Genomic DNA, 25,526 nt, shown 5'->3' with positions numbered 1-25,526 from the left:
GGCCGCCCCGGCGGAACGTGCCAGGTCGGCCGACTCTCCCAGTGTTACTCCTGTGTTAACGCGATACCAAGAGCCCTGCCGGATTGCCCGCTATCTGGACAGCCCGTACGGCGTACGGCCGGGCAGTGGGGCGCGGACGACCAATAGGTCACGGACGGACAGTGGGGCGCGGCCGGCCCTCACGGCACCCCTGTCAGCAGCTTCCGGGGGTCACAGCCACTCCCCGTCCAGGGCGGTGGCGGTGAGGCCCGGGGCCGCCGCGTACAGGACGGCGCGGCTTCCCGCCTTCTGCCCGGCGTCGTGCGCCCGCCGCAGGATGTCGAACACGGCGGCGCCGCCGCGGTTGCCGCTGGTGTAGCTGGCGCGGCTGTGGTCCAGCAGCCCCGACGGCCACGCGTCGGGCATCGTCTGCTCCATGTACTCCAGCACCCGGGTCCCGCCGGGGTGCGCGAGCAGCGTGTCGGGGTGCCAGGAGTCGGGGTCGTCCTGGTAGCGGGTGCGCAGCCACTCCCACATCGCGGTGACCGTCTCCTGCACGGCGCGCGGTCCGCGGCGGTCCATCACGAAGTGGGTGCCGTCCGCCCGCGTCTCCAGGCGGTGCAGGTCCTGGGTGCCGGGCAGGGTGTGGTGCCAGGCGCCGTCGAGCCGCAGCACCGACTCGCGTCGCGGGCGGCCCGTGACCACCGCGGCGACCGCGGTGTCCGCGAACAGCAGCCGGACGATCAGGGATTCCAGGGTGTCGTCGGCCGGCTGGTAGGTCGTGCTCAGCGCCTCCGAGATCACGACCAGGACCACCCGGTCGGGGTCCGCGGCGACGAGTTCCGCCGCCAGCGCCAGTGAGCGGGTGCCCGCGACGCACGCCCACTGCGTGGCGGGCAGCAGCATCGTGTCGGGGCGGAGCGGCAGCCTGTTGGCCAGGGCGATGTCCAGCCCCGGCAGCGCCGGAGTGGTGGAGTTGCTGGTGATCAGGCAGTCGACGTCGGCGGTGTCCAGCCCGGCGATCTGCAGGGCGCCGCGCGCCGCGCGCTCGCCGTAGGACTGCACGGCCTCCCAGGCCGGCGCGGTGCGCTCCTGGACGGTCTGCGGCGCGGGCACCGCCTCCAGGGCGGCGATCGCGCGCTCCACGTCCTGCTCGGTGAACCCGCCGCGTGCCAGCGCCTCTTGGGCCCGCCCGGCGCCGAGGGCTCCCAGGGCCCCGCTCGCTCCCGGGGCGACGGCGGTCTCCAGCGGCAGCATCCACCCGCGGGTCTCGATGCCCGTGCTGGCCGCGATGCCGTCGATCCGCGGCGCCCACGCGGCATGCGGGTGCCGGTCGCGCACCTCCGCCACGATCTGGCTGGTCTTCACTGCGTGCTCGCCGTGTATCACGGCAGGAGGACAGAGGTAAGCGGCCATGGTGGGCACCTTTCCGGGGGAAGCGTGGGGGAGGTCATGAGTGCCGTGGCAGGGGTCACTTCGACACAGCGCACCCAAATTGATGCCGATGCGCCCTACTTCGGGCGTCGGCGACCGCTTCGAGCATGGACGCTAAAGGGACATTTCCGCTGTGATGCACGCAACTTGGGCAGCCTTTGGGTGCGTGAGACGGCACACACCATCAAAACGGGCATGCCGCACGGCGACTTGGCGGATATGGCCTGACGTGCGTCGATCCCGGAGGGGGCCGACGGGCTCCCGTGCGGGTGAGCGCCGAGGGCCCGGGCGGCGCGGGCTACGGCACCGTGCGCCAGGCGCTCAGGGCGCGGCCGGTGTGGCTGTTGTTCCAGTCGAGGCGCAGGACGGCGAGGTCGTCGGTGTGCCGGTCGGCGTTGAGCGTGCGACTGCGGGCGATGAGCTGGTCCAGGTGGGCGCCGGGGTCCGCGGTGTCGATGGTGCCGATGATGTCCAGCAGGCCCTCGACGCCGAGCCGGGTGGAGTCGCCGGCGGCGAAGCCCTCGATGAGACCGTCGGTGTAGGCGACGAGCGCACCGCGGGCGGGCAGGGCGACGGTGGTGGACGGCCACTTGCCCAGTCCGGGGACGATGCCCAGGGCCACCCCGTGGGCCGCGGTGACGACTTGGGCCCCCTCGGCGGTGAGGAGGAGGGGTTCGTGATGGCCGGCCAGATGGAGGGTGGCTGTGGCCGCGTCCGGCTCCACGGTGATGAGGGTGCAGGTGGTGAACAGGTCGCTGCCGGCGCGTTCGGCGATGTGGATCTGCTCCAGCAGGTGCAGCAGCTGCTGGTCGCGGTGCCCGCCGAGGATGAGCGCACGCCAGGCGATGCGCAGGCAGACGCCCAGCGCCGCCGCGTCGGGGCCGTGGCCGCTGACGTCGCCGATGACGGCGTGGATGCGCCCGTCGCCGGTCTGGACGACGTCGAGGAAGTCCCCTCCCAGCAGGGCCTGCGCCCGGCCGGGGTAGTAGCGGCTGGAGGCGGTGACGGTGGCGGACGACAGGAGGGGCTCGGGCAGCAGGCCGCGTTCCAGGCGCGCGTTCTCCTCGGCGCGCAGACGGCCGATCTGCAGCGCGGCGTTGGCGCGTTCGGCCTGCTTGCGCTGGACGGCGTAGCGCAGGGCGCGCTGCATCAGGTCGGGTTCGACCTTGCCCTTGATCAGGTAGTCCTGGGCGCCGGCGGCGAGGGCGTCGACGCCCGCACGCGGTTCGTCGAGGCCCGTGAGGACGATGATCGCGGCGTGGGTGTCCGACTGGACCGCCTGGACGGAGTCCAGTCCGGACGCGTCGGGCAGGTGCAGGTCGAGCAGGACGCAGTCGACGGCGTCCGAGGCCAGGGCCACGCGGGCCTCGGCGGCCGTGCGGCAGCGCGTCAGGGTGTGCGGCAGGTCGGTGTCGTGGAGCAGTTCCTCGACCAGGAGGGCGTCTCCGTCGTCGTCCTCCACGAGCAGGATGGCGTACTGCTCGTCATGCGCAGCGGCCGGGCCGGTCACGGCTGGGTCTCCCTCGGCGGGGCCTCTGAGGAGGATCCGGCGGCGGGCAGGGTGAAGACGACACGGGTGCCCGTCGTGCGGTCGGGGTCGATCCCGATCGTGCCGTCGTGGAACTCCACCACCTTCTTGCACATCGCCAGGCCGATGCCGGTGCCCGGATAGGCGTCCTTGGTGTGCAGGCGCTGGAAGAGGACGAAGACCTTCTCGTGGAACTCGGGCGCGATGCCGATGCCGTTGTCGGTCACCGAGAACGTCCACACGCCCGCGTCGGACACCGCACCGACGTGGACGCGGGGCGGCCGGTCGGGGCTGCGGAACTTGATGGCGTTCGAGAGCAGGTTCTGCCACAGCATGCCGAGCTGTGTGGCGTCCCCGACGACGGTGGGCAGCGGGTCGTGGGTGATCTCGGCCCCGGTCTCCTCGATGGACACGCTGAGGTTGTCCAGGGCCTTGTTCATCACCGACTCGAGGTCGACGGTCTGGTGGTCGTTGTGGACACGGCCGACCCGGGAGAAGGCCAGCAGGTCGTTGATGAGCGTCTGCATGCGGTTGGCGCCGTCGACGGCGAAGGCGATGTACTGGTCGGCCTTGGCGTCCAGTTGGCCGCCGTAGCGGCGCTGCAGGAGCTGGGTGAAGCTGGAGACCTTGCGCAGCGGCTCCTGCAGGTCGTGCGAGGCGACGTAGGCGAACTGCTCCAGTTCCGTGTTGGAGCGCTTGAGGTCCTCGGCCTGCTCGTCCAGCAGTGTGCGCGTCCGCTCGCTGAACTCCAGTTCCGCCACCAGCCGTTGCCGCATCGCCTCCACGTCGTGGGCGAGCTGCCGCAGGTCGGCGGGCCCGGTGCCGGCGAGGGAGCGGTCGAACCGGCCCTGCGCCACGTCGCGGGCGGCCGAGCCGAGCCGGGTGAGCGGTCCGGTCACACCCCGGCGCAGCCCCTCGGAGATCAGCACCGCCACCAGGACGATGAGGACGGCGATGACCGCGAACATCCAGTTCCGCAGCGTCTCCGCCCGCTTCAGCGTCCTCGTGGACGCCGCCCGCTCGATGCGCAGGTGGTCCTGCTGGCGGGTCATGGCGCGTCGCAGCGCGTCGAACTCGGCCTTGCCCTCCGCGGCCCGCTCGGCGGTGAGCTTCACCGCCTCCTGGGCCGGGGCCTGCGAGACGGGGCGGGCCACCCGGCGCTGCCAGGTGCCGGCGAGCCTCTCGACCTCGGCCAGGTCGGCGCGCGCCCGGTCGTCCTCGGCCAGCGGCCGCAGCCGGCGCAGGGCGGCCTTCTCGTCGGCCAGTCCGCGGGCGTAGGGCTGGAGGAAGTCGGACCGGCCGGAGAGGCCGTATCCGCGGATCCCGGTCTCCTGGTTGACCAGGGCCTGTTCCACCCGCATGGCCTCGATCAGCGCGGGCGAGCGCCGGTCGACCAGCTCGGAGGTGATCTGCGACGTGCGCCACATCGCCCAGCCGCCCAGCGACCCCAGGACCGCCAGGACCGCCAGTGTAGTGGCGACCCCGGTGCGCAGCCAGCGCCGGGTCGTCCAGTCGGAGAGCGCACCCTTGTCGGACGACTCGGTTCGTGTGGCGGTCTGCATCTCTTCCTCGGCGAGTGGAACGCTGTTGCCATATGGCAAACACACTGTACCCGTGGCTCGACAACCTGTGTTGTCCCTGTCGGGAACGTCACCGTAGAGTGGCGCCATGCCTGGTCCCGCTTCCACTCCGCCTTCGCCCGGGGAGACGGCCGCACTGGTCACCCAGGTGGTGGACGAACTCACCCGGCGACTCACCCAGGACGTGCGCCACTCACTCGCGGACCTCGTGGACACGGCCCCGGACGCCCGCCGGCACGCCCTCGCGCGCCTGCGTGTGCTCAGCGGTGTCAAGCAGGCCGTCAGACGCCTGGAGGACCAGGCGGCGCACGCGGCGGCGGCGAGCGGGGCGGGCTACCCCGAGATCGGCCGGGCCATGAGCATGAGCCGGCAAGGGGCCCGGCGCCGCTGGCCCGGGCTCATCACCAACAGCACACCCAACCCGACCCACCCCGAACCCCGGAGCTCGTGACCCATGGCTGCCGCCGCTACCCGCCCTTACGACGTCCTGCTGGTCGAAGACGACGTCGCCGACGCCATGCTCATCCAGGACGCCCTCGCCGAACGCGGCACCCGCAACCTCACCCAGGTCTCCGACGGGATCGCGGCCCTCGAATACCTGCGCGACCCGGGCAACGACCGCCCGGACCTCATCGTCCTGGACCTCAACATGCCGCGGATGAACGGCCGCGAGTTCCTCGCCGTGGTCAAGGAGGACGCCGAGCTCAGGACCATCCCGGTGGTGGTGCTGACCACGTCCGCCGCTCCGGACGACGTCACCGGCGCCTACCACCACCACGCCAACGCCTACGTCACCAAGCCGGTCAACCTCGAGGAGTTCGAGGCGGCCGTCCGCAGCATCGACGCCTTCTACCTCGACATCGCCGTCAAGCCGCCCAGGGACTAGGCCCGGGCGGTCGATCACCGCGTACAAGGCGTCGTGGCGGGCCGTGCACGAGCGGGCGGCTCCGTGCGCCGACGGGCCGGCTCCGTGTCCGGACCGCCGGCGGCACGAGGGCCGTCAGCCCCTGAGCCGGACCTCCACGGCGCCGTCGGTGACACGCGTGTCGAACGAGGGCTGCGGCGCGGTGGCCGGTCCGCGCACGTTCCAGCCGTCGGCCAGCCGGAAGACGCTGCCGTGCCATGGGCACCGCACGCACCCGTCGACGAGGTCCCCCTGCGACAGCGGGCCCGCCATGTGACTGCACCGGTCGGCCAGGACCCGCACCACGTCGTCGCTCTCGCGCACGACCATGACGGGCACGTCGTCCACGTGCCGGCGCACGGCCTGCCCGTGGGGGAACTCGGCGAGCTCCCCCACGCGGTGCCAGCCGGGGGACACCGCGTGCGCGACGTACTCAGCGTGGTTGGCCCCGGCCGCCTGGCGGTAGGCCATGTGCCCGCCGAGGGCCCCGCCGAGCCCGGTGACACTGAGCCCGGCGATCCCCAGCGCCTTGCCGGCCGTCTCGCGGCCCCGGAGACGGGCGACCAGGGAACCGGTGAACAGCGCGAGCGCGGCGCTGTTGGCGAGGGCGTGGACGACTCCGACGCGCTGCTGCGGGCGGTGCAGCTCGGCCCAGTCCACCCAGCCCGTCACCGCTGCGGGCACGGCGACCACCAGGCCGGTGAACGTGAGCGCGCGCTGGCCTCGCCGCACCCCGGGCAGCGCGTCCAGCAGGCTCGCCGACAGCCAGGTGCCGATCGGGACCTGCACCAGAAGCGGGTGCACCGGGTGCCCGAGCCAGCGTCCGTGCAGCGCGTCCCGGCCCGCTCCGAGCGGCAGCGACCGCACCGCGCGCTGGACCGCCTCGATCACACCGTCGGCGCCGGGCCACCGTTCCAGGCGGTCGAGCATCGCCAGAGCCCGTCCGGGGCCTTGTCGCGTCATGGGGTCCTCCTGGAGCCTTGGCCACGCGCTGAGGGAAACGAGGGTAGGACGGGTAGCCCCGCCGGCCCGGCGGAAACCGCCGGTGGCGAGCGCCGCCCTTGCGCCGCACGGGTGAACTCCGGAAAGGACGCGAACCCGCTGACGGCGGCCGGACGTCGTGACGGGCATGGAAGTGATCAGCGAGGTGCACGTGTCCGAACCGGGTCTGGTCGTCCTCGACATCACGGCCGCCGACGACCGGACCGCCTTCGCGTTCCACGCCGCCCTCGCGGCGATGTGGGCGACGACCGCGGTGGAACGCATGACCCGGGGCCCCGGGCAGCCCGGAATCCGGCTGCGCTGCCATCTGGACATACGCCGGACCCCGTGAGCCGGACACCCGGCGCCCGGCCGCGGACGCGGCGGTGGGACATGGCCGTGCTCCCGGGCCGGGTGCCCGTCGGCCATGCCCCACCGCCGCATGCATCCCATCCGTGCACGTATCGACAGCGCGATTCCTCATCGACCGGACATCGACGTCATCAGAAGAAGAACACGGGCCAGAGGATCACGATGATCACCGCGGCTACCACCCACCAGACGAGGACTCTGACCGGGGCCGTTCCGCCTGCCGGTCCGCCGCCACGCGGGCGGTCCTCCGGCATCTGCGGGTTCTCCGGGCGGTCTCTCGACTAGAAATCGCCGCCGCCTGCCATGAGCCATCACTCCTTCCCACAGCGGACATCCGGGTACCCGCCGCGACGCTGGTTCCACGGCATCCGGGGTACTCGCCGGTCCCCGGCTCCGAGCAAGAGGGAGAAGGCGATGCAGGAACCGTCTCCCGTGCCGGCGGGCCCCGCCGGGACTCCCGCGTCGCCTGTCGGCTCCCACGTCGAATGTTGATCCGCTGGAGGAGGTCGTCGTTGGGCGCCTGGAGCGGCGACCGCCTCGACGACGTCCTCTCATCCACCGCGCCCAGGGCATGGCGCTGACGGTCAGCAGTTTCGTTCTCGGTCGACCTGGCTACCGGTCCCCTCTTGGCAAGGGGCTTACCAGCAGAACCATCCGTTCTGCACGTAGCCCTCCGCGTTGACGTTGCCCCAGGCGAAGCCGCGCACGTACTCGCTGCCGAACTCCGCGTAGTTCTGGTACACGGTGAAGGTCTGTCCGCTGGTGAGCTGGGCGAACGGCGTGCCACCGTAGGAGCTGCGGACATCGAGCGTCTGAGCGCACACGGTCAGACGCTTACCGACGTCGCTGTATTGCGCCCACCGGTAGGGGCCGCCGGCGTAGGCAGCGGACTGGGTTGCGGCGAGCATCAGCGCCGTGAGTGCGGCGGTGAGAGAGCCTCCGAGAAGGGTGCGTCGCGCCATCCGCCGGGGGCGACGGCTCTCGCGCGGGGTCGATTCGGACTGCTGACGTAAGGCTGACGCGACCACGGTGTTGCCTCCATGCCTCGATGGATCACAGCACGAACACGGTAGATGGACAGGCCGGCTTGCGACAGCCCACCTCAGCGGCGGACACGATCAGGCCATCCTGGGGCGGCGTGTGGGCGAGCGCCCCACCCCCTCGAACCGTTGCACGACGGCGCCGGCGACGGGCGCACCATGGCCGTGGCGGAGGAACCCGTCCGGCAGCGTCCACGGTGAGCTCGATCATCCCCGTCCTGCCCTCTCGCGCCGCGACGAACATTCGAACCTGGTCGAATGCTGCCCCGAAGCGTCGCGGCGGCGGAACGGATCGACACAGAGTGGTGAGGCACCGAAACCGATGCTTTCTTCTCGCCCGGAGGACGAAAATGATCTCGAAACTGCGACCCACGCTCGTGCCGGCCGCGATAATCCTTGGCCTCATGATCGCCACCAGCGCGCCCGCAACCGCCGCGACAGGAGGAGGATGCGGCGCCAAGGAAACGACCGATGCCTGCATCAGCAAGACGGGGAACTACGTCTACGCGGACTTCTACCAGAACGCCACGCCGGACAGCAGCAGCACCAAGGCTGTCCTTACCCTCTACAACAAGGGGGCAGCGGTGAAGTCGGCGACGTACGCCCTCAACCGGACCGGACAGTTCGGGCCGATCAACTACAACGTCGCCACGCTCCCTGCGACCAGCGGAAGCGCCTACTCCTGCGTGAAGGTGTACACCAGCACGGGCGCCCTGCACCGCACCAGCTGCAGTCCCACGCTGTACTACTGACGCCTGACGGCGAGGCCGTCGCCGACGGCGCGCAGCGCGGCGACGGCCGGATCCGCCGGCGGGTCGGTGGGCGGTGGTGGCGGAGCGGTCCGGTTGGGCAAGGGGCTCGCTCAGAGGCATGGACGCATGATCGGGTACCGCACTGACCTGCGCCGACCTGGTTTCGACGTCCAGCACATGCTCGCTCTTCAGAGGGACACCGCCAGTTACGGGACAGGCCTTGGCGACGGCTGCCGTCCTAGCCGCAGCCCCGTTCGGTGTGTTCTTGGTCCCAGCGCCGGTCATGGGACGCGCGAGTGCTGCTCGGCTGTGATGCGACTCGGCGCCAGAGTCGTTGCCCCGGCAAGAACGGTCGCACAGATCGGCATCCTGTACATGTGAGGCGCCATAGAATCCCGGCATGCCTTCCCCGATAGCCCGCCGCTCCTTGCTGACCGCCCTGCTGGTCGTGGGAATGGCCGCATTCGGCTATTACGCTCTGCAACCCGTACGGGAAGCGTGCACGCTTACCTCCGGACCGTATGGCTCCACCTTCACCCCGAACAGCACCCACACCTCCGGCAGCGGCCGGTGCGGCGAAGAGCGCACGCGCTTCATGACCTGGCTTGAGGGATAGAAGCGCCCAACCGGATGAGTTCGACCGCCTCGGAATGCCGATGCACCTTGCGCCCGGCAGCCGCTGCGTGGGCCCGATGGCGGACAAGGCTCCCGTTCAGCCACGCTGTTGGAGATGGACTGCCGGCATATCGTGGTTGATCTCGGCGGTGCCGTCCTAGCCGGTGGTCAACTGAGCGATCTCCTTGCCCCGGGTACGCGGGTGAAGCGCGGGGTCCAGGTAGTACGGGGCGCCAGGTTGCGCAAGGCGCGGCCGCGTCGCATCTGTCGCCGCCTCGCCGACCGCGTTCGCCACCGGGTCGGCGTGGTCGCCGCCGGGAGCAGTACCCCGGCCTGGCAGCGTGCTGGCGGTCTGCCCCGTCATCAACTCCGGCTCAGCCGCCGCGCGATGGCCGCGAGAAGCTCATCCAGCGCCGCCTCGTGTGTCCGCCCCCGGGGCCGGGCCAGCCCCACCCGGCTCGGTGAGACTCCGCGGACCAGACGGAACACCACGTTCGGGTGGGAGTAGAAGCGGGCCGCCGACGCCGGGGCCAGCGCCACGCAGCCGCCGGCCACCGCTCCGAGCCACTCGTCGGGACGGCTGGTGACGGCGCCGACCCGGACGGGGCGCCCGTCCCGCTCCTCAGCCGCGAGCCAGTGCTCCCTCCAGGCTCCGGTCTCGGCTCCGGCCGCGACGAACGGCTCGTCCCACAGTTCGCAGAACTCCACCGTCTCGCTGTTCGCCAGCCGATGCCCAGCCGGCAGCAGCACTCCGCGCTCCTCAACGGACAGCTCCCGCACAATGAAGCTGGCTTGCCCCGGAAACGGCAAACGCACCACGGCCGCGTCCACCTCGCCCCGGGCCAGGCCGGCGCTCGGTTCCGACCAGTCGAACTGCCGCAGTTCCACCCGCCAGTCCGGATGCGCCTGGCGGAACTCGGCGATGGCTTCGGGGACGGCACCCACTGCGCCCGCGTCCAGAAAGCCCAGGCGCAGCACCCGCGCGGCCCGGCCGGTTGCCTGCACCGCCTCGTCCCAGCCGTCCAGCAGTGCGGGCACCCGCGAGGCGAGCTCACGACCGGCCTCGGTCAGCGCCATGCCCGACCGAGAGCGCGTGAAGAGCCGTACCCCGAGATCGTTTTCCAGGCGCCGGATCTGCTTGGTCAGCACAGGCTGCGAGACGAACAACCGCTTCGCCGCCCCGGTCAGGCTGCCCTCCTCCGCCACTGCGGCGAAGTACCGAAGCAGGCGCGTGTCCACGTCCATGCCACCAGGCTATAGAAGCAGGTATTGGACGGTGCCGAGGTGCCCGCGGAGGCTGAAGGCATGACCGGTACCCAGCTCGCGCTCCTCGTCGTCACCCTGCTCACCGCCGCCGTCAACGTCGGTATCGGCGCCGCCGACCTTGCCGCCGCACGCTTCGTGTTGGCCAACTCGGCGGAGGTGGGTGTGCCCCGGTCCTGGCTGCCCTGGCTGGCCACCCTCAAGCTGGCCGGTGCGGCGGGCCTCCTCCTCGGCCTCTTCGACGCCGCACTGCGCCCCCTCGGTGCCGCCGCGGCCTGCGGTCTCGTCCTGCTCTACCTGGGCGCGCTCACCTTCCATCTGCGCGCCCGCGTGCTCTACAACCTCGCGTTTCCCGGTGTCTACTTCGCCACCGCCGTCGCCTCGCTCGCCTTGACCGTGTCCTGTTGATGGCGGCACCACTCAATGTTCGATGACAACATTCACACTTCGCTGCGACAGGTCAGCGGCGTCGAGGACCTGCCAGACGGGCCCGCCCGCAGGTCGCGCCCTGAGTCGCATCCCGGATCGCGTCCCAGTCGGCTCCTGGGTGGCGTCGGACGTCGTCGAGGGGCCCATCAAAACCGCAGGTCATCGCCGTGATTCCGGAAGCTTCGAGCGCCGGCTGCTTCCCTCAGGAGCTCCCTGTGCGGCCGGCCCGGTCCGGCCGGGCCCCTACGATCTTTACCCCGGTACCGCGCGTCGGTCAGGACACGGCGGCCCGGAGGATGCCGACCGCGGCCGTGATGAGGACGCCGACGGCAGTGAGAGCGTCCCCGACCGGTACCGCGATCGCCGGACGGCGGTGAACGACCCAAGGGGGAACATTGTCACCGTCTCAGGGGCAAGCCCGTCGGTGACCGACACGGCGACGGCGGTCATGGCGGCATGCGGGACGTGGGCCGTGGGCACGTCCCGCCTCCGCGGGCACGCCGGTCCACGAGAGGGCGGATGTTCCCCTCACCGACTCCTGGGGCGTGTCGCGGAAGCGGCCCAAGGGTGTGTATCGAAAGTGCCTGGTGAGGGTGACGGAGAGTGCTTTTGTGATCCAGAATGATCGGATGGTCGTGCTTGAGACTCCCCGTTTGATCCTGCGTCGCTGGCGCGAGGAAGACGTTGCGCCCATGGCCGCCATCAATGCCGACCCCGAGGTCATGCGGTGGATCCGTGACGGCAGCGTCCGTGACGAACAACAGACTCGCGGCGGAATCCAGGCATGGGAGAGCGAGTGGGAGTCACAGGGCCTCGGCCTGTTCGCCATGGAGATCCGGTCCACCGGCGAGTTGGCCGGGTTCACCGGCCTTTCGGTGCCCGACTACTTGCCAGAGGTACTGCCGGCGGTCGAGGTCGGCTGGCGGTTGGGACGTCCCCACTGGGGGCAGGGCCTGGCTACCGAAGCCGCGAGGGCTGCTGTGCGGTTCGGGTTCGAAGACCTCGGGCTGGAGCGGATCGTCAGCATCGCTCAAGTGGGCAACCACGCCTCCGAACGGATCATGACGAAACTGGGGATGCAGCCGGTCCGTGAGACCGTCAATCCCACCGGCGGCCGGCGAGTCCGGGTGTTCGAGTTGACGTCGGCCAGTACGTCACAACCACTCCAACGGTAGCCCCGTAGCGAACCGCGAGCCTGTCGTACCACGGGGATGCCGGCACCGCCCGGCTCCTGCCGCGGCTGCCCCGGGCAAGGTCGCCAGCCCGCGCGGCCTGTCCCAGACGGCCGCCCGGCCCGGCTGTCCTCCGGTGCGCGGCCGCCCGGGCCCAGTGCGGGGGACGCGGATGCGTTCGAGGACGGGATGGGACCGCGGCCGCGGTCGGCGCGGGCGGCATCGGCGAAACGCTGGACGGTGCGGTAACCGTCCTGAGGTCGTTTCAAACGGCCGTGCCCAGGGAGGCGTTCAGCTGCCTGGTACCCGAACCGTGACCGGAGTTCGAATGACGCGGTACCGTGCAGAGCGTCGAACAGCGCGGGCGCGGAGGTGTTCGTCGATGCAGTGGAAGACCCGGATCGGTGTCGCAGCGTCGCCGGATGCGCTGTGGAAGGTCGTTGCGGAGGTTGAACGCTGGCCGGAGTTCATTGCCACCATGAGACGCGTCGAGCCCCTGGATGACAGGGAGCTGGGGCCGGGCTCTCTGGTGCTCATCGCTCAGCCCCGTATGCCGGTGCTGAGGTGGCGGATCACCGAATGGACACCAGGTCGCTCGTTCACCTGGCAGTCGACGTCCGCCGGTGTGACGACAACCGCCACGCACGCAGTCGCCCCCGCAGACGGCGGCAGTGCCCTGACCCTGGGAGTCGGCCAAACCGGATTCCTGGCACCGCTCGTCGGCTTGTTGACGGGGCGGCAGACGCGACGGTACGTCGAGATCGAGGCGATGAGCACGAAGTCGCGTGCCGAGGAATCGGCCTGATGCCATAAGGCGACGGCCATTTGCCTTGGAGAGCGCTGAAGAGCAAGGGCCCGGTCGCTCGGAGCCAGCTCCCCCACCTGGTCATGGACCTGCTGCTCGGCTTCCGCGGTCAGCGCCGTGACGAATTCTGCGCATGTCCATGCAGTTCACTCCAGGCTGGTTCCCAGGGGCGCTGCGGCGCCGCAGCGGGTCGGCAGCGAGCACAGCAGGCACTGGCCGACTCTCCACGCCGACCACTGCCAGGGCGATCACGACTGCGGGGACGGTCAGAACCTCATGATGCAACAGTCCCACCGAGTACCCGTCGTGCGCCCGCGCTGACTGTGTCACCCTGCGCAGGCCTTGGCGATGTGCGCGGACACCGTGTGGGGGACGTGGCGCTGTCAGGTCCCGGTCGGCGCGAGGACACGGCTGCCCGTGCACGGGGAGGGGAGACGCATGGCGACTTCGCGGTGTGGAGAAGGCGGGGCGAACAGTCCTTGCGCCCCGAGAAGAGTGAGCAGTCTGTCGACCACCGGGGTGCTGGCGCGGATGACGACCGTCTTGCCCTGCTCCAAGGCGCATCGCCGGAGGTCGAGGAGGACGTTCAGGCCGGCACAGTCGCAGAAGTCCAGCCCGCCCAGGTCCAGATCCACTCCACTCGTGGAACCGGCCAGCACCGCGTCCAGATCCTCACGGAGCCCCTCACCCGAGTCGAGGTCGAGCTCCCCTCGGACCGTCACCCGTATCCGGTCACCACACACGGCATACGCCATGCCCGCCCGGCCCGCCGGCAGCGGCTTCTTTCCACTGCCCTGGCAGGGCAGGCCCGTTCTGAGGGACCGGGCCTGCTCGGAAAGGTCATGCATGGGGCAGCCTTGCCCTCCGGGGCCCAGACACGTCAACTGATGCATGAATTGTATTACGTGTTTTTGAGTCCGTGAACACCTGGTCGGTAAACTCGCGGCATGGATGGAGTGCCCGAGCCACACAACGGATGGACTTTCCTGACGAACCACGCCCGCGTACTGGCGGCCATCGCGGACAACCAGAACGCCCGGATCAGGGACATCGCCGCGTACTGCCGCCTCACCGAACGGGCGGTGCAGAAGATCATCGCCGACCTGGAGCAGGACGGTTACCTCTCCCACACCCGCGAGGGACGCGGCAACACCTACCGGATCGACCCCACGAGGACCCTTCGCCATCCCGCCGAAGCCAACCTCGGCGTGACGGTGGCCTCACTCCTCTCCCTGCTCGCGCAGGACGAAGCCCACCGCACGGGGCCATCCACCGAGCGAGCGACCGCGCCGGCGTGACATGACTGCTCCGTGACCACCGTCAGCGAGACTGGGCCCGTCCCGAACGGTTTCAGGTGTCCGGCCCCAGCCCCGCGCGGCCGCACCGGGAGACGACGGCGTCCACCCCGTCGCTTCGTCATCGACGACCCGGCGTCAAGGGGCACCAGCCCGGCTGCGGCCGGCCCGGGCTGTACCGGCTGCCGGATCCGCCTGTCACTCCCGCGCTCAGGAGACGTGCCGCACCGGTTCCGCTCCGGTTCGGATCAGGAAGTCGGTGAGTACGTGAGCGAGTCGTTCGGGCTGGTCCTCGGGCACGAGAGTGGACGAGCCGGCGATCTCGGCCCCCGGCCCCTCGTGCGGATCAGGCGCCGTCGTCGAGCATCGCGGCTGTCAGGACGTTGCCCGCGACACCCCAGCCTCCGTCGGTGACTTCGTCGACGAGGACGACGGTGGTGGGGCGAGCTCGTTCACCGTAGATCTCCGCGTAGAGGTCGGTGGTGCGCTCGATGATCTTCTTCTTGTCCTCTGCGGTGACGGTGCCGGCGGGAACCTTGAAGTGCGCGAACGGCATGGGTATGTCTCCTCGGTGTTCTGGATCGGTGCGGGGCAGTGGCTCAGCGGGTGGCGTGGGAGGTGAGCAGCTCACCGATGCCGATGCGGCGGAAGAACTCGGCGCGGATCCGGTCGTAAACGGCCGGCACGGCCTCGCTGCCGTCCCGGCCGGGGTCGACGACCACGACGCCCGCTTCCCCGGTCACACCAGGCCTCCGTTGGCGCGCAGGACCTGCCCGTTCACCCAGTGTCCCTGCGGGCCGGCCAGGAAGGCGACGACCCGGGCGATGTCCTCGGGTGTGCCCAGCCGTTGCAGCGGCGGCGTCTTGGCGAGCCGGTCGACCTCGTCGTCCGTCTTGTCCTTGAGGAACAGGTCCGTTGCGGTGGGCCCGGGAGCGACGGTGTTCACGGTGATGTTCCGGCCGCGCAACTCGCGGGCGAGGATCAACGTCATGGCCTCGACAGCACCCTTGCTGGCCGCGTACGCGCCGTAGCCGGGGAACTGTGTACCGACGACGGAGGTGGAGAAGCCCACGAAGGAGCCGCCGTCCCGCAATCGCCGTGCGGCCTGCTGGGCGACGACGAAGGTGCCTCGGATGTTGGTGCGGTACACGGCGTCGAGCACGGTCAGGTCGAGGTCGGCGATCGGTGACAGGGAGAGCCGGCCGGCTGAGCTGACGACGACGTCCACGCCGCCGAACTCCCGCTCCGCCCGGTCGAAGAGCATGGCCATCGCCTCCTCGTCCGCCACGTCACCCCGCACGGCGATCGCCCGCCCGCCGTCGGCGGTGACGGCCGCCACCGTCTCCTCGGCGGCGGCCGCGTCCTGCGCGTAGTTCACCACGACGGCCAGGCCGTCCCGGGCGAGTTCCCGAGAGACCGCCCGGCCGATACCGCGTGACCCGCCGGTGACGACGGCGACCCGTGTGGCTCCGGTTCGAGGGGAAGTTGTGTTCATGCCTCCATGGTGAGCGGGGTCGATCAGCGCAACCAGGGGACGTCATCCCCTGTGTCCGCGACCCCACCGGACGCACACCCCACCGGACGCACAATGGAGGACATGGGTTCTGCCAAGTACACCGAACTGGGCGCCTTCCTGCGCTCGCGGCGTGAGCGCATCCGGCCGGCCGACGTCGGACTGCCCACCGGGCCACGGCGCCGGGTGCCCGGGCTGCGCCGTGACGAGGTCGCCCAGCTCGCCGGAGCGTCGGTGGACTACTACAACGAGCTCGAACGCGGAGCCGGCTCCCAGCCCTCCGAGCAGATGATCGCGGCGCTGGCGAGGGCGCTGCGCCTGACCGCCGACGAGCGTGACCACCTGTACCACCTGGCCGACCGTCCGGTACCCGCGCACGACGGGGCCGCCTCACACGTCCACCCCGGCATGCTCGACCTGCTGCAGCGCATGCCGTCGACTCCCGCCCAGGTCATCACCGACCTGCACGTCCCCCTCGTGCAGAATCCGCTCGCGGTGGCCCTGCTCGGGGACCAGTCCGGTCTGCGTGGGCCCCGGGCGAGCTTCGTCTACCGGTGGTTCACCGAAGCGGAAGCCCGGCAGCTGTACCCCGAGGCCGACCACGAGCACCAGTCCCGCGCCTTCGTCGCAGACCTGCGGGCGGCCGCCGCCCGGCGGGACGCGAAGGACACCGAGGCGAGTTCGATGATCGCTTCACTGCTCGACCTCTGCCCCGAGTTCGCGGCCCTGTGGGCGCGGCACGACGTGGCGTTCCGGCGCAACGACCGCAAACGCATCATCCACCCCGTCATCGGACTGATCGAGGTCAACTGCCTCAACCTGTTCAGCGAGGACGGCCGGCAGCGACTGCTCTGGTTCACCCCCGCGGTCGGCACCGACAGCGCCGGCCTGCTCGACCTGCTCGCGGTCGTCGGCGACCAGGACATCTCCGCGCCGGCCGGCTGAGGAGCGGCCGGCCGTTCTCGGGGTGCCTGCGAAAGGCCGGCCCGGGCGGTCCTGGATGTTCCGGACCGCCTCGCCCAGGGTGTCGCAGCGTGGTCGAGTCAGCCGACGGTGTCGTCAGGACCACCCCGTATCCGGTACCCACGCCCAGCGACGCGGGGCGCCGGGAGCGGCAGCATTGACGCCTACGGCAACGACCGACGAAAGACCCGGCATCCGGGCACAGGGGGACATCCATGAACGAGACCGCAGCCAGACGCCTCACGGGTGTCGCGGGCATCGCCACCGCGGCCGCTCTCATCGTCGAAGTACCGCTGTACTTCGTCTACTCCGGCCCACCGCCGGACTGGAACGTCCTGGCCAGGCTGCTGATCGGCATCCTCGCGCTGGCGTTCCTGATCGTGTTCGTCACGAGCTTCCGCGAACTGGTCAAGCGGGCGGACCCGGCCTGTGAATGGGCCGGCACGATGGCCTTCGCCGCCGGACTCGTCTACGCGACGATCACCCTGGTCTCCAGCGGGCTCGAGGCCGGCGCGGTCATCGCCGCCGACCACCCGATCGACCCGACCGTCACGGTCAGCGGCACCTACATCCTCTACGGGTCCATCGGCCGCGTGGTGCTCGCGCTCTTCCTGACCGCCCTGGGCCTCGGGATCTCCCGTACACGGCTGCTGCCACGGTGGACCGGCCGTTCCGCGTTCGTATTGGCAGGGGTGAACCTGGCGTTCGTGCCGTCCCTGTTCTTCGGCAACGACCCCGCGCACTTCTACGCGGCGAACGGCTGGGGCACGACCGCACTGATGGGCGCGGTCCTCAGCTACTGGCTGCTGGCCCTGGGCATCTCGGTCCACCGCAGCGCCGCACGCCACGCCCCCGCCGACGCGCCCGCGTCGCGGCGCTGACGTCCCCGCACCGCCGAGTGCCTACGGCGCCTCGGGCGCGCCCGCGGTCCCGACCGCGAGCCGCCCGGGGCGCCGCGAAGGCGTTGCGGCCCGGGCCCCGGCGGAGCCGGGTCAACCGCGCCCGGTTCCCCAGCGGGCCGAACCGTGCGGGCCGTCCGGAGGAGTCGGACGGTGCGGTGCCGGGAGCGACGCCGGAGAAGGGGCACCCTCCGTGTCATGGACGAATCCCTGCCCCTGTGCGCCCGCGTGGCCGCCCGGTCCGTCGTCGAGGACGGCGACACCGTGGTGCCGGACCCGTTCCCGGACCCGTTCCCGGACCCGTTCCAGGACGCGTGACCGGCGCGGGCGGCGGCCCCCCGACGCACCCGGGTCTGGCCGGCGGGCCCGTCTACCTCGATCACAACGCGACCACCCCGGTCGACCCGCGTGTCGCGCAGGCGATGGCGCCGTACCTCACCGAGTTCTTCGGCAACCCGTCCAGCGGCCACTCCTACGCCGGCCCGCCCCGCCGGGCGCTGGCCGAGGCCCGCGAGCGGGTGGCCGGTCTGATCGGCAAGATCCAGCCCGAGTTCGCCTCCGGTCAGGGCATCGGCTACGACCTGATGGTCGTCGGCGGCGACAGCTATCTCGGCAAGTACATCGAACTCGGCTACCTCGCCCCGCTCGACCACAGCCGCCTGCCCAACTTCGCGAAGTACGGCGGAGCGGCGTTCAAGAACACCTCGTTCGACCACGGCAACGTCTACACCGTCCCCTGGCAGTCCGGCATGACCGGCATCGGCTACGACCCGGCCCGGGTCGGCCGCAGGATCACCAGCTGGCAGGACCTGCTCGACCCCAGGCTGCGCGGCCGGGTCGGCATGTGGAACGACGCGGTGCTGGGCAACATCGCCCTGCTGGCCGTGGGCGTGGACCCGGAGACCTCCACCCATGCCGACTGGCGCAAGGCGGCGGCCTGGCTGCGCAGGCAGCGCGACGCCGGCATGGTCCGCTCCTACTCGACCTCGACCTACCAGTCCTCCCTGCAGCGCGGCGACCTGGCGGCCTCGCTCGTGTACTCGGGCGACGTCTTCCAGGCCAACCAGAGCGGCTCGCGGCTGGAGTTCGTCATCCCCGACGAGGGCGGTCTGCTGTGGACCGACAACCTCTGCATCCCGTCGACGGCCGCCCACCCCGTCGACGCGCTGACCTACATGGACTACGCCTACCGGCCCGAGGTCGCCGCCCGGATCAGCGAGACCGTGCAGTTCGTCTGCCCCGTCCCCGCCGCGCAGCGCGTCGTCGCCCGCGACGCGGCCGCCGCGACCGGCCGGCGGCGCACCGTGCTGGACGCCCTGAGCACCAGCCCCCTGGTCTTCCCGACCGAGGCCGACCAGTCGAAGCTGCGCCGTCTGCGGGTGCTCGACCAAGAGGAGGAGAAGCAGTGGAACGCGCTGTTCGAACCGATCTACCAGGCCTGAACCGGCGGCGGCGCCGTCGCCCCGGGCAGGCGCTGGCCCCGTATCTGATGATCCTGCCGGGCTGGCTGTGGCTGGCGGCCTTCTTCGTCACCCCCGTGATCGTGATGGTGTCGCTGTCGCTGCAGACCGGCGACTTCATCGACGGCTTCCGCCAGACCTTCCATTTCGGCACCTACGCCGACGTGGTCCGCACCTACCACGTGCAACTGGTCAGATCCCTGGTCTACGGAGTCGCGGCGACCGCCGCCTGCGCCGTCGTCGGCTACCCGGTGGCCTACTGGATCGCCTTCCGGGCCGGCCGGCACAAGTCGGTGTTCCTCTTCCTGCTCCTGCTGCCGTTCTTCGTGTCGTTCGTCATCCGCACCCAGTCGTGGAACGTGGTGCTCGCCGACCACGGCGTCCTGCTCGGGCCGCTGAAGGACATCGGTCTGCTCCCGGCCGACTTCCACCTGCTGGCCACGCCCTACGCGGTGATCGGCGGCCTGACCTACAACTTCCTGCCGTTCATGGTGCTGCCCGTGTACGTGGCGCTGGAACGGGTGGACCCCAAGGTGATCGAGGCCTCCACCGACCTGTACGCCTCCCGGGCGGGGACCTTCCTGCGCGTGGTGCTGCCGCTGTCGCTGCCGGGCGTCTTCGCCGGAGTGCTGCTGACGTTCGTGCCCGCCTGTGCCGACTACGTCAACGCCGGCATCCTCGGCGGCCCTTCGACGACGATGATCGGCAACATCATCCAGACCGAGTACTTCACCAACCTCGACTACCCCGGCGCCTCCGCGCTGTCCTTCGTCCTCATGGGCGCGTTGCTGCTGGCCGTGTTCACCTACGCCCGGGCCCTGGGCACCGACGAGGTCCTGGAGGCGGCCGCGCGATGACCACCACGACCGCCGCCCCCACGGCCGACTCGCCCGCCGCGCCGCGCGTCCGGCGCCCACGACGCCGCCCCACCCTGACCGTGTACACCGTGCTGGTGCTGGCCTGGCTGCTGCTGCCGATCGCGGTCATGATCCTGTTCGGGTTCAACGACACCGGCAGCAAGGTGAACTTCACCTGGCAGGGCTTCACGCTCGACTGGTACCGGCACCTGTTCGCCATCCCCAACCTGACCTCCGCCCTCGTCAACAGCCTCACCATCGCCCTGGTCGTCGCGGTGGTCGCCACCCTCCTCGGCACCCCGATCGGGCTGGCCCTCGGCCGGCACCGCTTCCGCGGCCGGGGCTCGGTGGACCTGCTGATGTTCGCCGCCATCGCGGCCCCCGAGATCGCCCTCGGCGCCGCCCTGCTGTCGCTGTTCATCGTGCTGGGCGTGCCCCGCGGCTACTGGACGGTGGTCATCGCGCACGTGGCCTTCTGCATCCCGTACGTCGCCATCACCGTGCGGGCCCGCATGGCGGGGCACGACCCGACGCTGGAGGAGGCCGCCCGCGACCTGGGGGCGGGCCCGTGGACGGCGTTCCGGCTGGTCACCCTGCCGATGCTGCTGCCCGGCGTGGCCTCGGGCGCCCTGCTCTGCTTCGCCCTGTCCGTCGACGACTACGTCATCACCAGCTTCAACGCCGGCCGCACGGTCACGTTCCCGCTGTGGGTGTACAGCGCCAGCCGTACCGGCGTGCCCCCGCAGGTCAACGTCATGGGAACGCTGATCTTCGTCGGCGGTCTGATCATCGCCGGGGCGAACGTGCTGTTCTCCCGGCGTCGCGCGGCCTGACCCGATCCGGTCCCCGCGCCCCCTGGAACACCGGTTCACCGGCACACGCCGGCCGGTGCGGAACAACCCCTGAGGAAGTCATCACCGTGCTCAAGTTCAACGAAGCCGAGTTCGTCTCCCAGACGCAGAGCCTGCTGGCGCTGCGTCCCGAGATAGAGAAGACCGTCGACCGTCTGGCCGACGAGGGCTACGACAACGTCCTCCTCGTGGGCGCCGGCGGCACGTACGCGCAGATGTGGCCCTACGAGCACCTCGCCCGGCGCCAGTCGCTGCTGCCCGTCAGGGCGGCCGTCGCCGCCGAGCTCGTCGTCTCCGGCGACGCCCGCCTCGGCGAGCGCACCGTCGCCGTCTTCACCTCCGTCTCAGGCACCACCGAGGACAGTCTCCGGGCCATCGAGTACTGCAGGGCCCGGGGCGCCCACACCATCGGCTTCACCGGTCACCCCGAGTCCCCCGTCGCCCGGAACGTCGACACCGCGCTGATCTCCGAGCCGAAGGCCTGGCCGTTCGACGTCCAGCTGCTGCTGTTCATGGGCCGGCTGCTCTCCCGCCGGGGCGAGTTCGAGGGCTACGAGCGGCTCGCCGACGAACTCGCGGAACTGCCCCGCGTCCTGGTGGACGTCGCCCGGCGGGCCGAGCCGGTGGCGGCGGACTTCGCCGAGGCCCACAAGGACACCGACTACCACTTCCTCATCGGCGGCGGGAACCTGTGGGGGTTCACCTACCTGTACTCCATGTGCATCCTCGAGGAGATGCAGTGGCTGCGCACCACCCGGGTGCACAGCGCGGAGTTCTTCCACGGCTCGCTGGAACTGCTGGAGGAGGACACCAGCGTCATCGTGTTCCAGGGTGAGGACGAGACCCGGGCGCTGACCGACCGGGCCGAGGCGTTCGCCAAGCGGGTCTCCAAGGACGTCACCGTCTTCGACACCCGCGACTACCCGCTGGATGGCATCAGCCCGGAGTTCCGCGGGCTGCTCGCCCCGCTGGTGCTCGACACCGTGATGGACCGGGTCAGCAAGCACCTGGAGCGGGTCCGCGACCACTCGCTCGACCTGCGCCGCTACTACCGCGTCATGGACTACTGAGCCCTCCGACCGGTTCCCCCTCGTCCATCCGCCCCGCGCGCCGGTGCCCCGGCACCGGCGCGCCCTCGGCGGGCGCCGTGTCCCCGCGCACCGCGCCCGCGCCTCGGGAGACCCTGATGAACGTCCTCGGCCTCGGCGACAACACCGTCGACCGCTTCGTGGACCGCGGCACCGACTACCCCGGCGGCAACTGCGTCAACGTCGCCGTCTACGCCCGCCGGCTCGGCCTGGACGCCGCCTACGCGGGGGTGTTCGGCGACGACGACCTCGGCACCAGGCTGCGCGCGGCCGTGGCGGCACAGGGCGTCGGCACGGACCACAGCGTCGTGCGGCCCGGCGCGACGTCGGTGTCCACCTTGCACGTGCGGGACGGCGACCGGGTCTTCCTCGGCTACGAGCCCGGCGGCGAAGCCGTCCGCCGGCCTCTCCCCCTCACCCCCTCGCTGCTCGCGTACGCCGCGTCCTTCAGCCTGGTGCACTCCAGCGTCTACTCGGGCACCGAGGCCGGCCTGCCGCGGCTGGCCGGGGCGGGTCCGCTGGTCAGCTTCGACTTCTCCGACGAGGAGGAGTTCCGCACGCCCGCCTATCTCGACCAGGTCTGCCCGCACGTGGACCTGGCGCTGCTGTCGTGCTCGCACCTGGACGAGGCCGCCACCCGCGCCCTGCTCGCCGAGGCGGTGCGCCGGGGAGCCGGCCTGGCGCTGGCCACCCGCGGCCTCCACGGGGCGATCGTCCACGACGGCCGGACCACGGCCGTAGCACCGGCCCGCACCGCCGCCCCCGGGTCCCTCTCCGACACGATGGGCTGCGGCGACGCCTTCCTCACCGGGTTCGCCGTGTCGCTGCTGGGCGCCGGATGGTCCCGGCGCGTCGCACCGGCCCCGGCGGCCCTGCGGGACGCGTTGCGGCGGGGCGCGGAGGAGGCGTACCGCCAGTGCTTCGTGGAGGCGGCCTTCGGCCACGGCTGGCCGACGCCGGTCGAGCGGACCGGACCCGGAGCCCGGCCCGCCCCGCAGGCCGGACCCGGCGCCGCGGCCGCCGCGCCCACTCCCCCGGCATGAGCGCCTACCCGCCCGCGCGTGGCACGTGCCAGCCGGGTTCCAGGCTGTCGAGGAGGGCGTGGAAGGCCTCCTCGGCACGGTCCCAGTGCCCGTCCGCCAGGGGCACCAGCAGCAGGCCGAAGGAGGCGTCGGCCAGGAGGGTGGCCTGGGTGCGCGCTCGGTCCGCGGTCATGCCCAGGTCCTCGAAGACGGACGTCAGCAGGGCGGTCCACCCGGTGACGACGTCGCGCATGACGGAGCCGTAGCGGTCGGGGTGTCTCAGACCGGCACTCATGATCTCGAGGTAGAGAGGCAGCGTGGCACGGACGTCCGGGGCGGTGAACTGCCGCCACACCTCTTCCAGGAAACGGCGCAGGGCAGGGGGGTCGGTGGGCGAGCCGGCCGATTCCAGCAGTTCGCGGGCGCGCAGGAGGGGGCGGCGTTCGTAGCCCGCGAGGGCCTCGGCGAGCATCCTCTCCTTGGTGCCGAAGTAGTAGAGGAGCATGCGGTCACTGGTGCCCAGCGCCTGGGCCAGGGGACGCAGGGAGAGACCCGGGAGACCGTTGCGCAGCACATAGCCGCGGACCCGCTCGAGAAGCTCGCGTCGCTTCGCCGGATCCGCTGGGCGGGGCATGACGGCTCCTGGAGTGCGGGGGCGGTTCCGGATATGCCCGGAACGCTACTTTTGTAGCTATCTTTACCGTAGCAGCCATTACATGTATATTTTTGGTGTAGCGACCGCTACATGCTCGGCCGGCGCGTCAGCGCGCGGACCGGTGGGCCCCTGCTTCCGGAAGGACTGATCCCCATGGCCGTCCTGGCCATCGGCCGCTCCGCGGCCGCTCGCCGCGCGAGCCGCTCCTCGCGCGGCGTCACGAGGGCATGGGTCGTCCGGCAGTGGGCCCTGTGGTCGCGCGCTCTCGCGCCGGTGCGTCCGCTGGACTCACCCCGCGGACGCGCCACCGCCTGGGACGCCTCCTGGCCCCTCGAACAGGAACCGCCCTCGGTGCGCCGAGCCCGGCGGCTGGTCACGGCGCAGCTCGCCGACTGGGCCGTGACCGGTCTCGACGACACCGCCGAGCTCCTGGTCAGCGAACTCGTCACCAACGCCCTGCGGCACACGCGCGGTCCGCTCAGGCTCAACCTGCGACTGGGCGAGTCCCGGCTGCTCTGCGAGGTGGAGGACGTCGAGCCGGCCGGCCCCGTGCGCAACGCCGCCGGCCCGGACGCGGAGGGCGGGCGCGGAACCGAGCTGCTGGACCTGCTCGCGGACGCCTGGGGCAGCGTGCGGACGGCCACCGGCAAGAGCGTCTGGTTCGCGCTGCGCCGCCCGGACGCGCCCGCCGGGGCCGAGCAGATGCGGGTGGCACCCCGGTGACCACGCACCACGAGTGATCCCCGCCGTGGTCAGCGGCCGGACCCCGGCGGCCGCTCGGCGGCCGCCGGGGCGTCCGCACCGGCCGCCAGTCGCAGCAGTTCGTCGACCGGCCACTGGTCGTAGGCGTGCTCGCCGTACTTGGACGCGAGCACCCGGCCGTCGGGTGCGATGAGGAAGTCGCCCGGGAGCCCGAGCCGGCCGCCGTGCGGGCTGGTGGAGGGCAGCCGCTCCCGTCCGCGCACGACGTTCCAGGCGCCGCTGACGACTGCCCGCACGATGGGCAGCCACACCCGCGGGTCCAGCAGCGCGCGCGGCGCCCGCTCCACGCCGAACTCCGTGTAGAGCCGCCGGTCCGGGTCGGCGACCACCGCGAACGGCAGGTCCGACGCGTGCGGCGCCAGTTCTTCGGCCGGCGAGTGGAACACCACCACTTCCCGCACACCGGCGGCCTCGATCTCCCGGTGCCGCAGCACCACCGTCCGCAGGTGCAGGTTGCAGACCGGGCAGCCGGCGAAGCGCCGGAACTGCAGGTGGATCAGCCGATCGGGGTCGGGAAGGGTGACCCGCTCGCCCGAGACGGCGGTGAGCTCGCGCCGCTCGACGACGACTTGGGGCTTACCCGGGCTCCGGACCATGCGCATGCCTCTTCTCCGTAGGCGTACGACGTACGCCAACCAGCGTAGGCGTATGCCGTACGCTGTCAACCGTCATGCCACGACCGCGTTCCCTCACCGCACACCAGATCGCCTCGGCCGCCCTCGCCGTCATCGACCGCGACGGGCTGGCCTCGCTGTCCATGCGCGCCGTCTCCCAGGAGCTCGGCACGAGCACGATGGGGCTCTACCGGTACGTGCGGGACCGCGAGGAACTCGAACGGCTCGTCGTCGAACGCGTGCTGGGCGAGGTGGACACCGGACCGCCCGACCCCGGCGCGTCATGGCGTGACCAGGTCGAGGTCATGGCACGACGCATGCGCGACACCGTGAGCGCCCACCCGGAGGCCGTCCCGCTCACCGTGGTCCACCGGCACCACTCCCCCGCCGTGCTGCGCTGGGCGGAGACCGTGCTCGCCGTCCTGACGGCGGCCGGGATCGACGGCGAGCGGCGCGTGATCGCCCTGCGCGCCCTGCTCGCCTACCTCATCGGGGCCATCCAGCTCGAACACCTCGGCCCGCTGGCCGGACCGGGAACCGCGGCGATCACCCGGCTGCCGGCCGGCGACTTCCCCCACATGAGCGCGACCGCCCGCACCGCCCGGCACGTGGACGCCGACCAGGAGTTCCTCGCCGGGCTCCGGCTCCTGCTGGACGGGCTCGCCGTCTGACCCGCCCGCACGCGCGCGTGCA

At 71.4% G+C, this 25,526-nt stretch carries 30 protein-coding genes; 18 read left to right on the top strand and 12 right to left on the bottom strand.

The window, feature by feature from the left end; genetic code table 11:
• Positions 1-210: 210 nt before the first annotated feature.
• The 3 genes from TNCT1_RS19805 to TNCT1_RS19795 all read right to left on the bottom strand — a co-directional run bounded on the left by TNCT1_RS19805 (position 211) and on the right by TNCT1_RS19795 (position 4,503).
• On the bottom strand, positions 211-1,395 hold the full coding sequence (locus tag TNCT1_RS19805) for a type III polyketide synthase (RefSeq protein ID WP_143633890.1): 1,185 nt from the start codon (positions 1,393-1,395) through the stop codon (positions 211-213).
• Between the two features lie 316 nt (positions 1,396-1,711).
• Positions 1,712-2,923 (bottom strand): PP2C family protein-serine/threonine phosphatase, encoded by a 1,212-nt coding sequence (locus TNCT1_RS19800; RefSeq protein WP_143633888.1) that lies wholly within the window; start codon positions 2,921-2,923, stop codon positions 1,712-1,714.
• Entirely contained in the window at positions 2,920-4,503 is a 1,584-nt protein-coding gene (locus TNCT1_RS19795; RefSeq protein ID WP_143633886.1) for an ATP-binding protein, read from the bottom strand. The genes TNCT1_RS19800 and TNCT1_RS19795 overlap by 4 nt, the downstream gene beginning before the upstream one ends.
• Positions 4,504-4,609: 106 nt before the next feature.
• On the opposite strand from TNCT1_RS19795, the gene TNCT1_RS19790 reads away from it, so the two are divergent.
• Complete coding sequence (locus TNCT1_RS19790) at positions 4,610-4,972, top strand: hypothetical protein (protein ID WP_143633884.1); 363 nt, start codon at positions 4,610-4,612, stop codon at positions 4,970-4,972.
• A 3-nt stretch (positions 4,973-4,975) separates the two neighbouring features.
• Entirely contained in the window at positions 4,976-5,407 is a 432-nt protein-coding gene (locus tag TNCT1_RS19785; RefSeq protein ID WP_143633882.1) for a response regulator, read from the top strand.
• Between the two features lie 114 nt (positions 5,408-5,521).
• Here TNCT1_RS19785 and TNCT1_RS19780 read toward each other — a convergent pair whose 3' ends face one another.
• Positions 5,522-6,388 (bottom strand): Rieske 2Fe-2S domain-containing protein, encoded by an 867-nt coding sequence (locus TNCT1_RS19780; RefSeq protein WP_143633880.1) that lies wholly within the window; start codon positions 6,386-6,388, stop codon positions 5,522-5,524.
• A 166-nt stretch (positions 6,389-6,554) separates the two neighbouring features.
• Between TNCT1_RS19780 and TNCT1_RS19775 the strand changes: the two genes are divergently transcribed.
• Entirely contained in the window at positions 6,555-6,758 is a 204-nt protein-coding gene (locus TNCT1_RS19775; RefSeq protein ID WP_235902738.1) for a DUF6207 family protein, read from the top strand.
• Between the two features lie 658 nt (positions 6,759-7,416).
• Here the strand turns inward: TNCT1_RS19775 and TNCT1_RS19770 are convergent.
• The gene (locus tag TNCT1_RS19770; protein WP_143633876.1) at positions 7,417-7,686 is read right to left on the bottom strand and encodes a hypothetical protein; all 270 of its coding nucleotides are present in this window, start codon (positions 7,684-7,686) and stop codon (positions 7,417-7,419) included.
• Positions 7,687-8,222: 536 nt separating this feature from the next.
• Here TNCT1_RS19770 and TNCT1_RS19765 point away from each other — a divergent pair.
• Complete coding sequence (locus TNCT1_RS19765; protein ID WP_143633874.1) at positions 8,223-8,570, top strand: hypothetical protein; 348 nt, start codon at positions 8,223-8,225, stop codon at positions 8,568-8,570.
• 400 nt (positions 8,571-8,970) lie between these two features.
• A complete protein-coding gene (locus tag TNCT1_RS19760; protein ID WP_143633872.1) occupies positions 8,971-9,186 on the top strand; it encodes a hypothetical protein in 216 nt (71 codons plus the stop codon).
• Positions 9,187-9,548: 362 nt separating this feature from the next.
• On the opposite strand, the gene TNCT1_RS19755 is transcribed toward TNCT1_RS19760, so the two are convergent.
• Positions 9,549-10,430, bottom strand: a complete 882-nt coding sequence (locus TNCT1_RS19755; protein WP_143633870.1) for a LysR family transcriptional regulator — start codon at positions 10,428-10,430, stop codon at positions 9,549-9,551.
• A 60-nt stretch (positions 10,431-10,490) separates the two neighbouring features.
• On the opposite strand from TNCT1_RS19755, the gene TNCT1_RS19750 reads away from it, so the two are divergent.
• The 3 genes from TNCT1_RS19750 (at position 10,491) to TNCT1_RS19740 (ending at position 12,854) form a co-directional block, all read left to right on the top strand.
• Positions 10,491-10,856 carry a DoxX family protein gene (locus TNCT1_RS19750; protein ID WP_143633867.1) on the top strand — a complete coding sequence of 122 codons (366 nt, stop codon included), beginning with the start codon at positions 10,491-10,493 and terminating at the stop codon, positions 10,854-10,856.
• A gap of 650 nt (positions 10,857-11,506) precedes the next feature.
• Entirely contained in the window at positions 11,507-12,052 is a 546-nt protein-coding gene (locus TNCT1_RS19745; protein WP_143633865.1) for a GNAT family N-acetyltransferase, read from the top strand.
• A 379-nt stretch (positions 12,053-12,431) separates the two neighbouring features.
• A complete protein-coding gene (locus tag TNCT1_RS19740) occupies positions 12,432-12,854 on the top strand; it encodes an SRPBCC family protein (protein WP_143633864.1) in 423 nt (140 codons plus the stop codon).
• Between the two features lie 383 nt (positions 12,855-13,237).
• On the opposite strand, the gene TNCT1_RS19735 is transcribed toward TNCT1_RS19740, so the two are convergent.
• Positions 13,238-13,702: an STAS domain-containing protein gene (locus TNCT1_RS19735; RefSeq protein WP_143633862.1), complete on the bottom strand. Its 465-nt coding sequence runs from the start codon at positions 13,700-13,702 to the stop codon at positions 13,238-13,240.
• A gap of 99 nt (positions 13,703-13,801) precedes the next feature.
• Between TNCT1_RS19735 and TNCT1_RS19730 the strand changes: the two genes are divergently transcribed.
• A complete protein-coding gene (locus tag TNCT1_RS19730) occupies positions 13,802-14,152 on the top strand; it encodes a helix-turn-helix domain-containing protein (RefSeq protein ID WP_143633860.1) in 351 nt (116 codons plus the stop codon).
• 343 nt (positions 14,153-14,495) lie between these two features.
• Here TNCT1_RS19730 and TNCT1_RS19720 read toward each other — a convergent pair whose 3' ends face one another.
• Genes TNCT1_RS19720 through TNCT1_RS19715 form a run of 3 tightly spaced genes read right to left on the bottom strand, consistent with a single transcriptional unit; the run spans position 14,496 to position 15,644 of the window.
• On the bottom strand, positions 14,496-14,705 hold the full coding sequence (locus TNCT1_RS19720; protein WP_143633858.1) for a 4-oxalocrotonate tautomerase family protein: 210 nt from the start codon (positions 14,703-14,705) through the stop codon (positions 14,496-14,498).
• A 43-nt stretch (positions 14,706-14,748) separates the two neighbouring features.
• The gene (locus TNCT1_RS35865) at positions 14,749-14,892 is read right to left on the bottom strand and encodes a hypothetical protein (RefSeq protein WP_174266357.1); all 144 of its coding nucleotides are present in this window, start codon (positions 14,890-14,892) and stop codon (positions 14,749-14,751) included.
• On the bottom strand, positions 14,889-15,644 hold the full coding sequence (locus tag TNCT1_RS19715) for an SDR family oxidoreductase (protein WP_143633855.1): 756 nt from the start codon (positions 15,642-15,644) through the stop codon (positions 14,889-14,891). Before TNCT1_RS19715 ends, TNCT1_RS35865 begins: the two co-directional genes overlap by 4 nt.
• Positions 15,645-15,737: 93 nt before the next feature.
• On the opposite strand from TNCT1_RS19715, the gene TNCT1_RS19710 reads away from it, so the two are divergent.
• From TNCT1_RS19710 to TNCT1_RS19680, 7 genes are all read left to right on the top strand, one after another.
• On the top strand, positions 15,738-16,607 hold the full coding sequence (locus TNCT1_RS19710; protein ID WP_174266356.1) for a helix-turn-helix transcriptional regulator: 870 nt from the start codon (positions 15,738-15,740) through the stop codon (positions 16,605-16,607).
• 233 nt (positions 16,608-16,840) lie between these two features.
• Positions 16,841-17,506, top strand: coding sequence for a hypothetical protein (locus tag TNCT1_RS19705; RefSeq protein WP_143633850.1), 666 nt, complete (start codon positions 16,841-16,843; stop codon positions 17,504-17,506).
• 332 nt (positions 17,507-17,838) lie between these two features.
• Entirely contained in the window at positions 17,839-18,966 is a 1,128-nt protein-coding gene (locus tag TNCT1_RS19700; RefSeq protein ID WP_216856659.1) for a spermidine/putrescine ABC transporter substrate-binding protein, read from the top strand.
• A 47-nt stretch (positions 18,967-19,013) separates the two neighbouring features.
• On the top strand, positions 19,014-19,841 hold the full coding sequence (locus tag TNCT1_RS19695) for an ABC transporter permease (RefSeq protein ID WP_143634030.1): 828 nt from the start codon (positions 19,014-19,016) through the stop codon (positions 19,839-19,841).
• Positions 19,838-20,674, top strand: coding sequence for an ABC transporter permease (locus TNCT1_RS19690; protein WP_143633848.1), 837 nt, complete (start codon positions 19,838-19,840; stop codon positions 20,672-20,674). Before TNCT1_RS19695 ends, TNCT1_RS19690 begins: the two co-directional genes overlap by 4 nt.
• An 86-nt stretch (positions 20,675-20,760) precedes the next feature.
• Entirely contained in the window at positions 20,761-21,762 is a 1,002-nt protein-coding gene (locus TNCT1_RS19685; protein ID WP_143633846.1) for an SIS domain-containing protein, read from the top strand.
• A gap of 116 nt (positions 21,763-21,878) precedes the next feature.
• Entirely contained in the window at positions 21,879-22,823 is a 945-nt protein-coding gene (locus tag TNCT1_RS19680) for a PfkB family carbohydrate kinase (protein WP_143633844.1), read from the top strand.
• Positions 22,824-22,827: 4 nt separating this feature from the next.
• Here TNCT1_RS19680 and TNCT1_RS19675 read toward each other — a convergent pair whose 3' ends face one another.
• A complete protein-coding gene (locus tag TNCT1_RS19675; RefSeq protein WP_143633842.1) occupies positions 22,828-23,436 on the bottom strand; it encodes a TetR/AcrR family transcriptional regulator in 609 nt (202 codons plus the stop codon).
• A gap of 174 nt (positions 23,437-23,610) precedes the next feature.
• On the opposite strand from TNCT1_RS19675, the gene TNCT1_RS19670 reads away from it, so the two are divergent.
• Positions 23,611-24,180 (top strand): ATP-binding protein, encoded by a 570-nt coding sequence (locus tag TNCT1_RS19670; RefSeq protein WP_143633840.1) that lies wholly within the window; start codon positions 23,611-23,613, stop codon positions 24,178-24,180.
• Positions 24,181-24,209: 29 nt separating this feature from the next.
• On the opposite strand, the gene TNCT1_RS19665 is transcribed toward TNCT1_RS19670, so the two are convergent.
• A complete protein-coding gene (locus TNCT1_RS19665) occupies positions 24,210-24,821 on the bottom strand; it encodes a peroxiredoxin-like family protein (protein ID WP_174266355.1) in 612 nt (203 codons plus the stop codon).
• A gap of 68 nt (positions 24,822-24,889) precedes the next feature.
• On the opposite strand from TNCT1_RS19665, the gene TNCT1_RS19660 reads away from it, so the two are divergent.
• Positions 24,890-25,504 carry a TetR/AcrR family transcriptional regulator C-terminal domain-containing protein gene (locus TNCT1_RS19660; RefSeq protein WP_143633837.1) on the top strand — a complete coding sequence of 205 codons (615 nt, stop codon included), beginning with the start codon at positions 24,890-24,892 and terminating at the stop codon, positions 25,502-25,504.
• Positions 25,505-25,526: the final 22 nt, after the last annotated feature.

The sequence above is a fragment of the Streptomyces sp. 1-11 genome, assembly GCF_007176755.1.
GTDB lineage: Bacteria > Actinomycetota > Actinomycetes > Streptomycetales > Streptomycetaceae > Streptomyces.
Note: the sequence above shows the minus strand (reverse complement) of the source record. Positions and strands in the feature narration are given on the sequence as shown.

Excerpts from the sequence above, each read along its gene's own strand:
- TNCT1_RS19760 (WP_143633872.1), top strand. The coding sequence starts at position 8,971 with ATGCCTTCCCCGATAGCCCGCCGCTCCTTGCTGACCGCCCTGCTGGTC.
- TNCT1_RS19670 (WP_143633840.1), top strand. The coding sequence starts at position 23,611 with ATGGCCGTCCTGGCCATCGGCCGCTCCGCGGCCGCTCGCCGCGCGAGC.
- TNCT1_RS19695 (WP_143634030.1), top strand. The coding sequence starts at position 19,014 with ATGATCCTGCCGGGCTGGCTGTGGCTGGCGGCCTTCTTCGTCACCCCC.
- TNCT1_RS19730 (WP_143633860.1), top strand. The coding sequence starts at position 13,802 with ATGGATGGAGTGCCCGAGCCACACAACGGATGGACTTTCCTGACGAAC.
- TNCT1_RS19660 (WP_143633837.1), top strand. The coding sequence starts at position 24,890 with ATGCCACGACCGCGTTCCCTCACCGCACACCAGATCGCCTCGGCCGCC.
- TNCT1_RS19795 (WP_143633886.1), bottom strand. The coding sequence starts at position 4,503 with ATGCAGACCGCCACACGAACCGAGTCGTCCGACAAGGGTGCGCTCTCC.
- TNCT1_RS19770 (WP_143633876.1), bottom strand. The coding sequence starts at position 7,686 with ATGCTCGCCGCAACCCAGTCCGCTGCCTACGCCGGCGGCCCCTACCGG.
- TNCT1_RS19745 (WP_143633865.1), top strand. The coding sequence starts at position 11,507 with ATGGTCGTGCTTGAGACTCCCCGTTTGATCCTGCGTCGCTGGCGCGAG.
- TNCT1_RS19665 (WP_174266355.1), bottom strand. The coding sequence starts at position 24,821 with ATGCGCATGGTCCGGAGCCCGGGTAAGCCCCAAGTCGTCGTCGAGCGG.
- TNCT1_RS19790 (WP_143633884.1), top strand. The coding sequence starts at position 4,610 with ATGCCTGGTCCCGCTTCCACTCCGCCTTCGCCCGGGGAGACGGCCGCA.
- TNCT1_RS19755 (WP_143633870.1), bottom strand. The coding sequence starts at position 10,430 with ATGGACGTGGACACGCGCCTGCTTCGGTACTTCGCCGCAGTGGCGGAG.
- TNCT1_RS19775 (WP_235902738.1), top strand. The coding sequence starts at position 6,555 with ATGGAAGTGATCAGCGAGGTGCACGTGTCCGAACCGGGTCTGGTCGTC.
- TNCT1_RS19765 (WP_143633874.1), top strand. The coding sequence starts at position 8,223 with ATGATCGCCACCAGCGCGCCCGCAACCGCCGCGACAGGAGGAGGATGC.
- TNCT1_RS19680 (WP_143633844.1), top strand. The coding sequence starts at position 21,879 with ATGAACGTCCTCGGCCTCGGCGACAACACCGTCGACCGCTTCGTGGAC.
- TNCT1_RS19740 (WP_143633864.1), top strand. The coding sequence starts at position 12,432 with ATGCAGTGGAAGACCCGGATCGGTGTCGCAGCGTCGCCGGATGCGCTG.
- TNCT1_RS19720 (WP_143633858.1), bottom strand. The coding sequence starts at position 14,705 with ATGCCGTTCGCGCACTTCAAGGTTCCCGCCGGCACCGTCACCGCAGAG.
- TNCT1_RS19750 (WP_143633867.1), top strand. The coding sequence starts at position 10,491 with ATGACCGGTACCCAGCTCGCGCTCCTCGTCGTCACCCTGCTCACCGCC.
- TNCT1_RS19735 (WP_143633862.1), bottom strand. The coding sequence starts at position 13,702 with ATGCATGACCTTTCCGAGCAGGCCCGGTCCCTCAGAACGGGCCTGCCC.
- TNCT1_RS19710 (WP_174266356.1), top strand. The coding sequence starts at position 15,738 with ATGGAGGACATGGGTTCTGCCAAGTACACCGAACTGGGCGCCTTCCTG.
- TNCT1_RS19805 (WP_143633890.1), bottom strand. The coding sequence starts at position 1,395 with ATGGCCGCTTACCTCTGTCCTCCTGCCGTGATACACGGCGAGCACGCA.
- TNCT1_RS19690 (WP_143633848.1), top strand. The coding sequence starts at position 19,838 with ATGACCACCACGACCGCCGCCCCCACGGCCGACTCGCCCGCCGCGCCG.
- TNCT1_RS19675 (WP_143633842.1), bottom strand. The coding sequence starts at position 23,436 with ATGCCCCGCCCAGCGGATCCGGCGAAGCGACGCGAGCTTCTCGAGCGG.
- TNCT1_RS19715 (WP_143633855.1), bottom strand. The coding sequence starts at position 15,644 with ATGAACACAACTTCCCCTCGAACCGGAGCCACACGGGTCGCCGTCGTC.
- TNCT1_RS19780 (WP_143633880.1), bottom strand. The coding sequence starts at position 6,388 with ATGACGCGACAAGGCCCCGGACGGGCTCTGGCGATGCTCGACCGCCTG.
- TNCT1_RS19785 (WP_143633882.1), top strand. The coding sequence starts at position 4,976 with ATGGCTGCCGCCGCTACCCGCCCTTACGACGTCCTGCTGGTCGAAGAC.
- TNCT1_RS19705 (WP_143633850.1), top strand. The coding sequence starts at position 16,841 with ATGAACGAGACCGCAGCCAGACGCCTCACGGGTGTCGCGGGCATCGCC.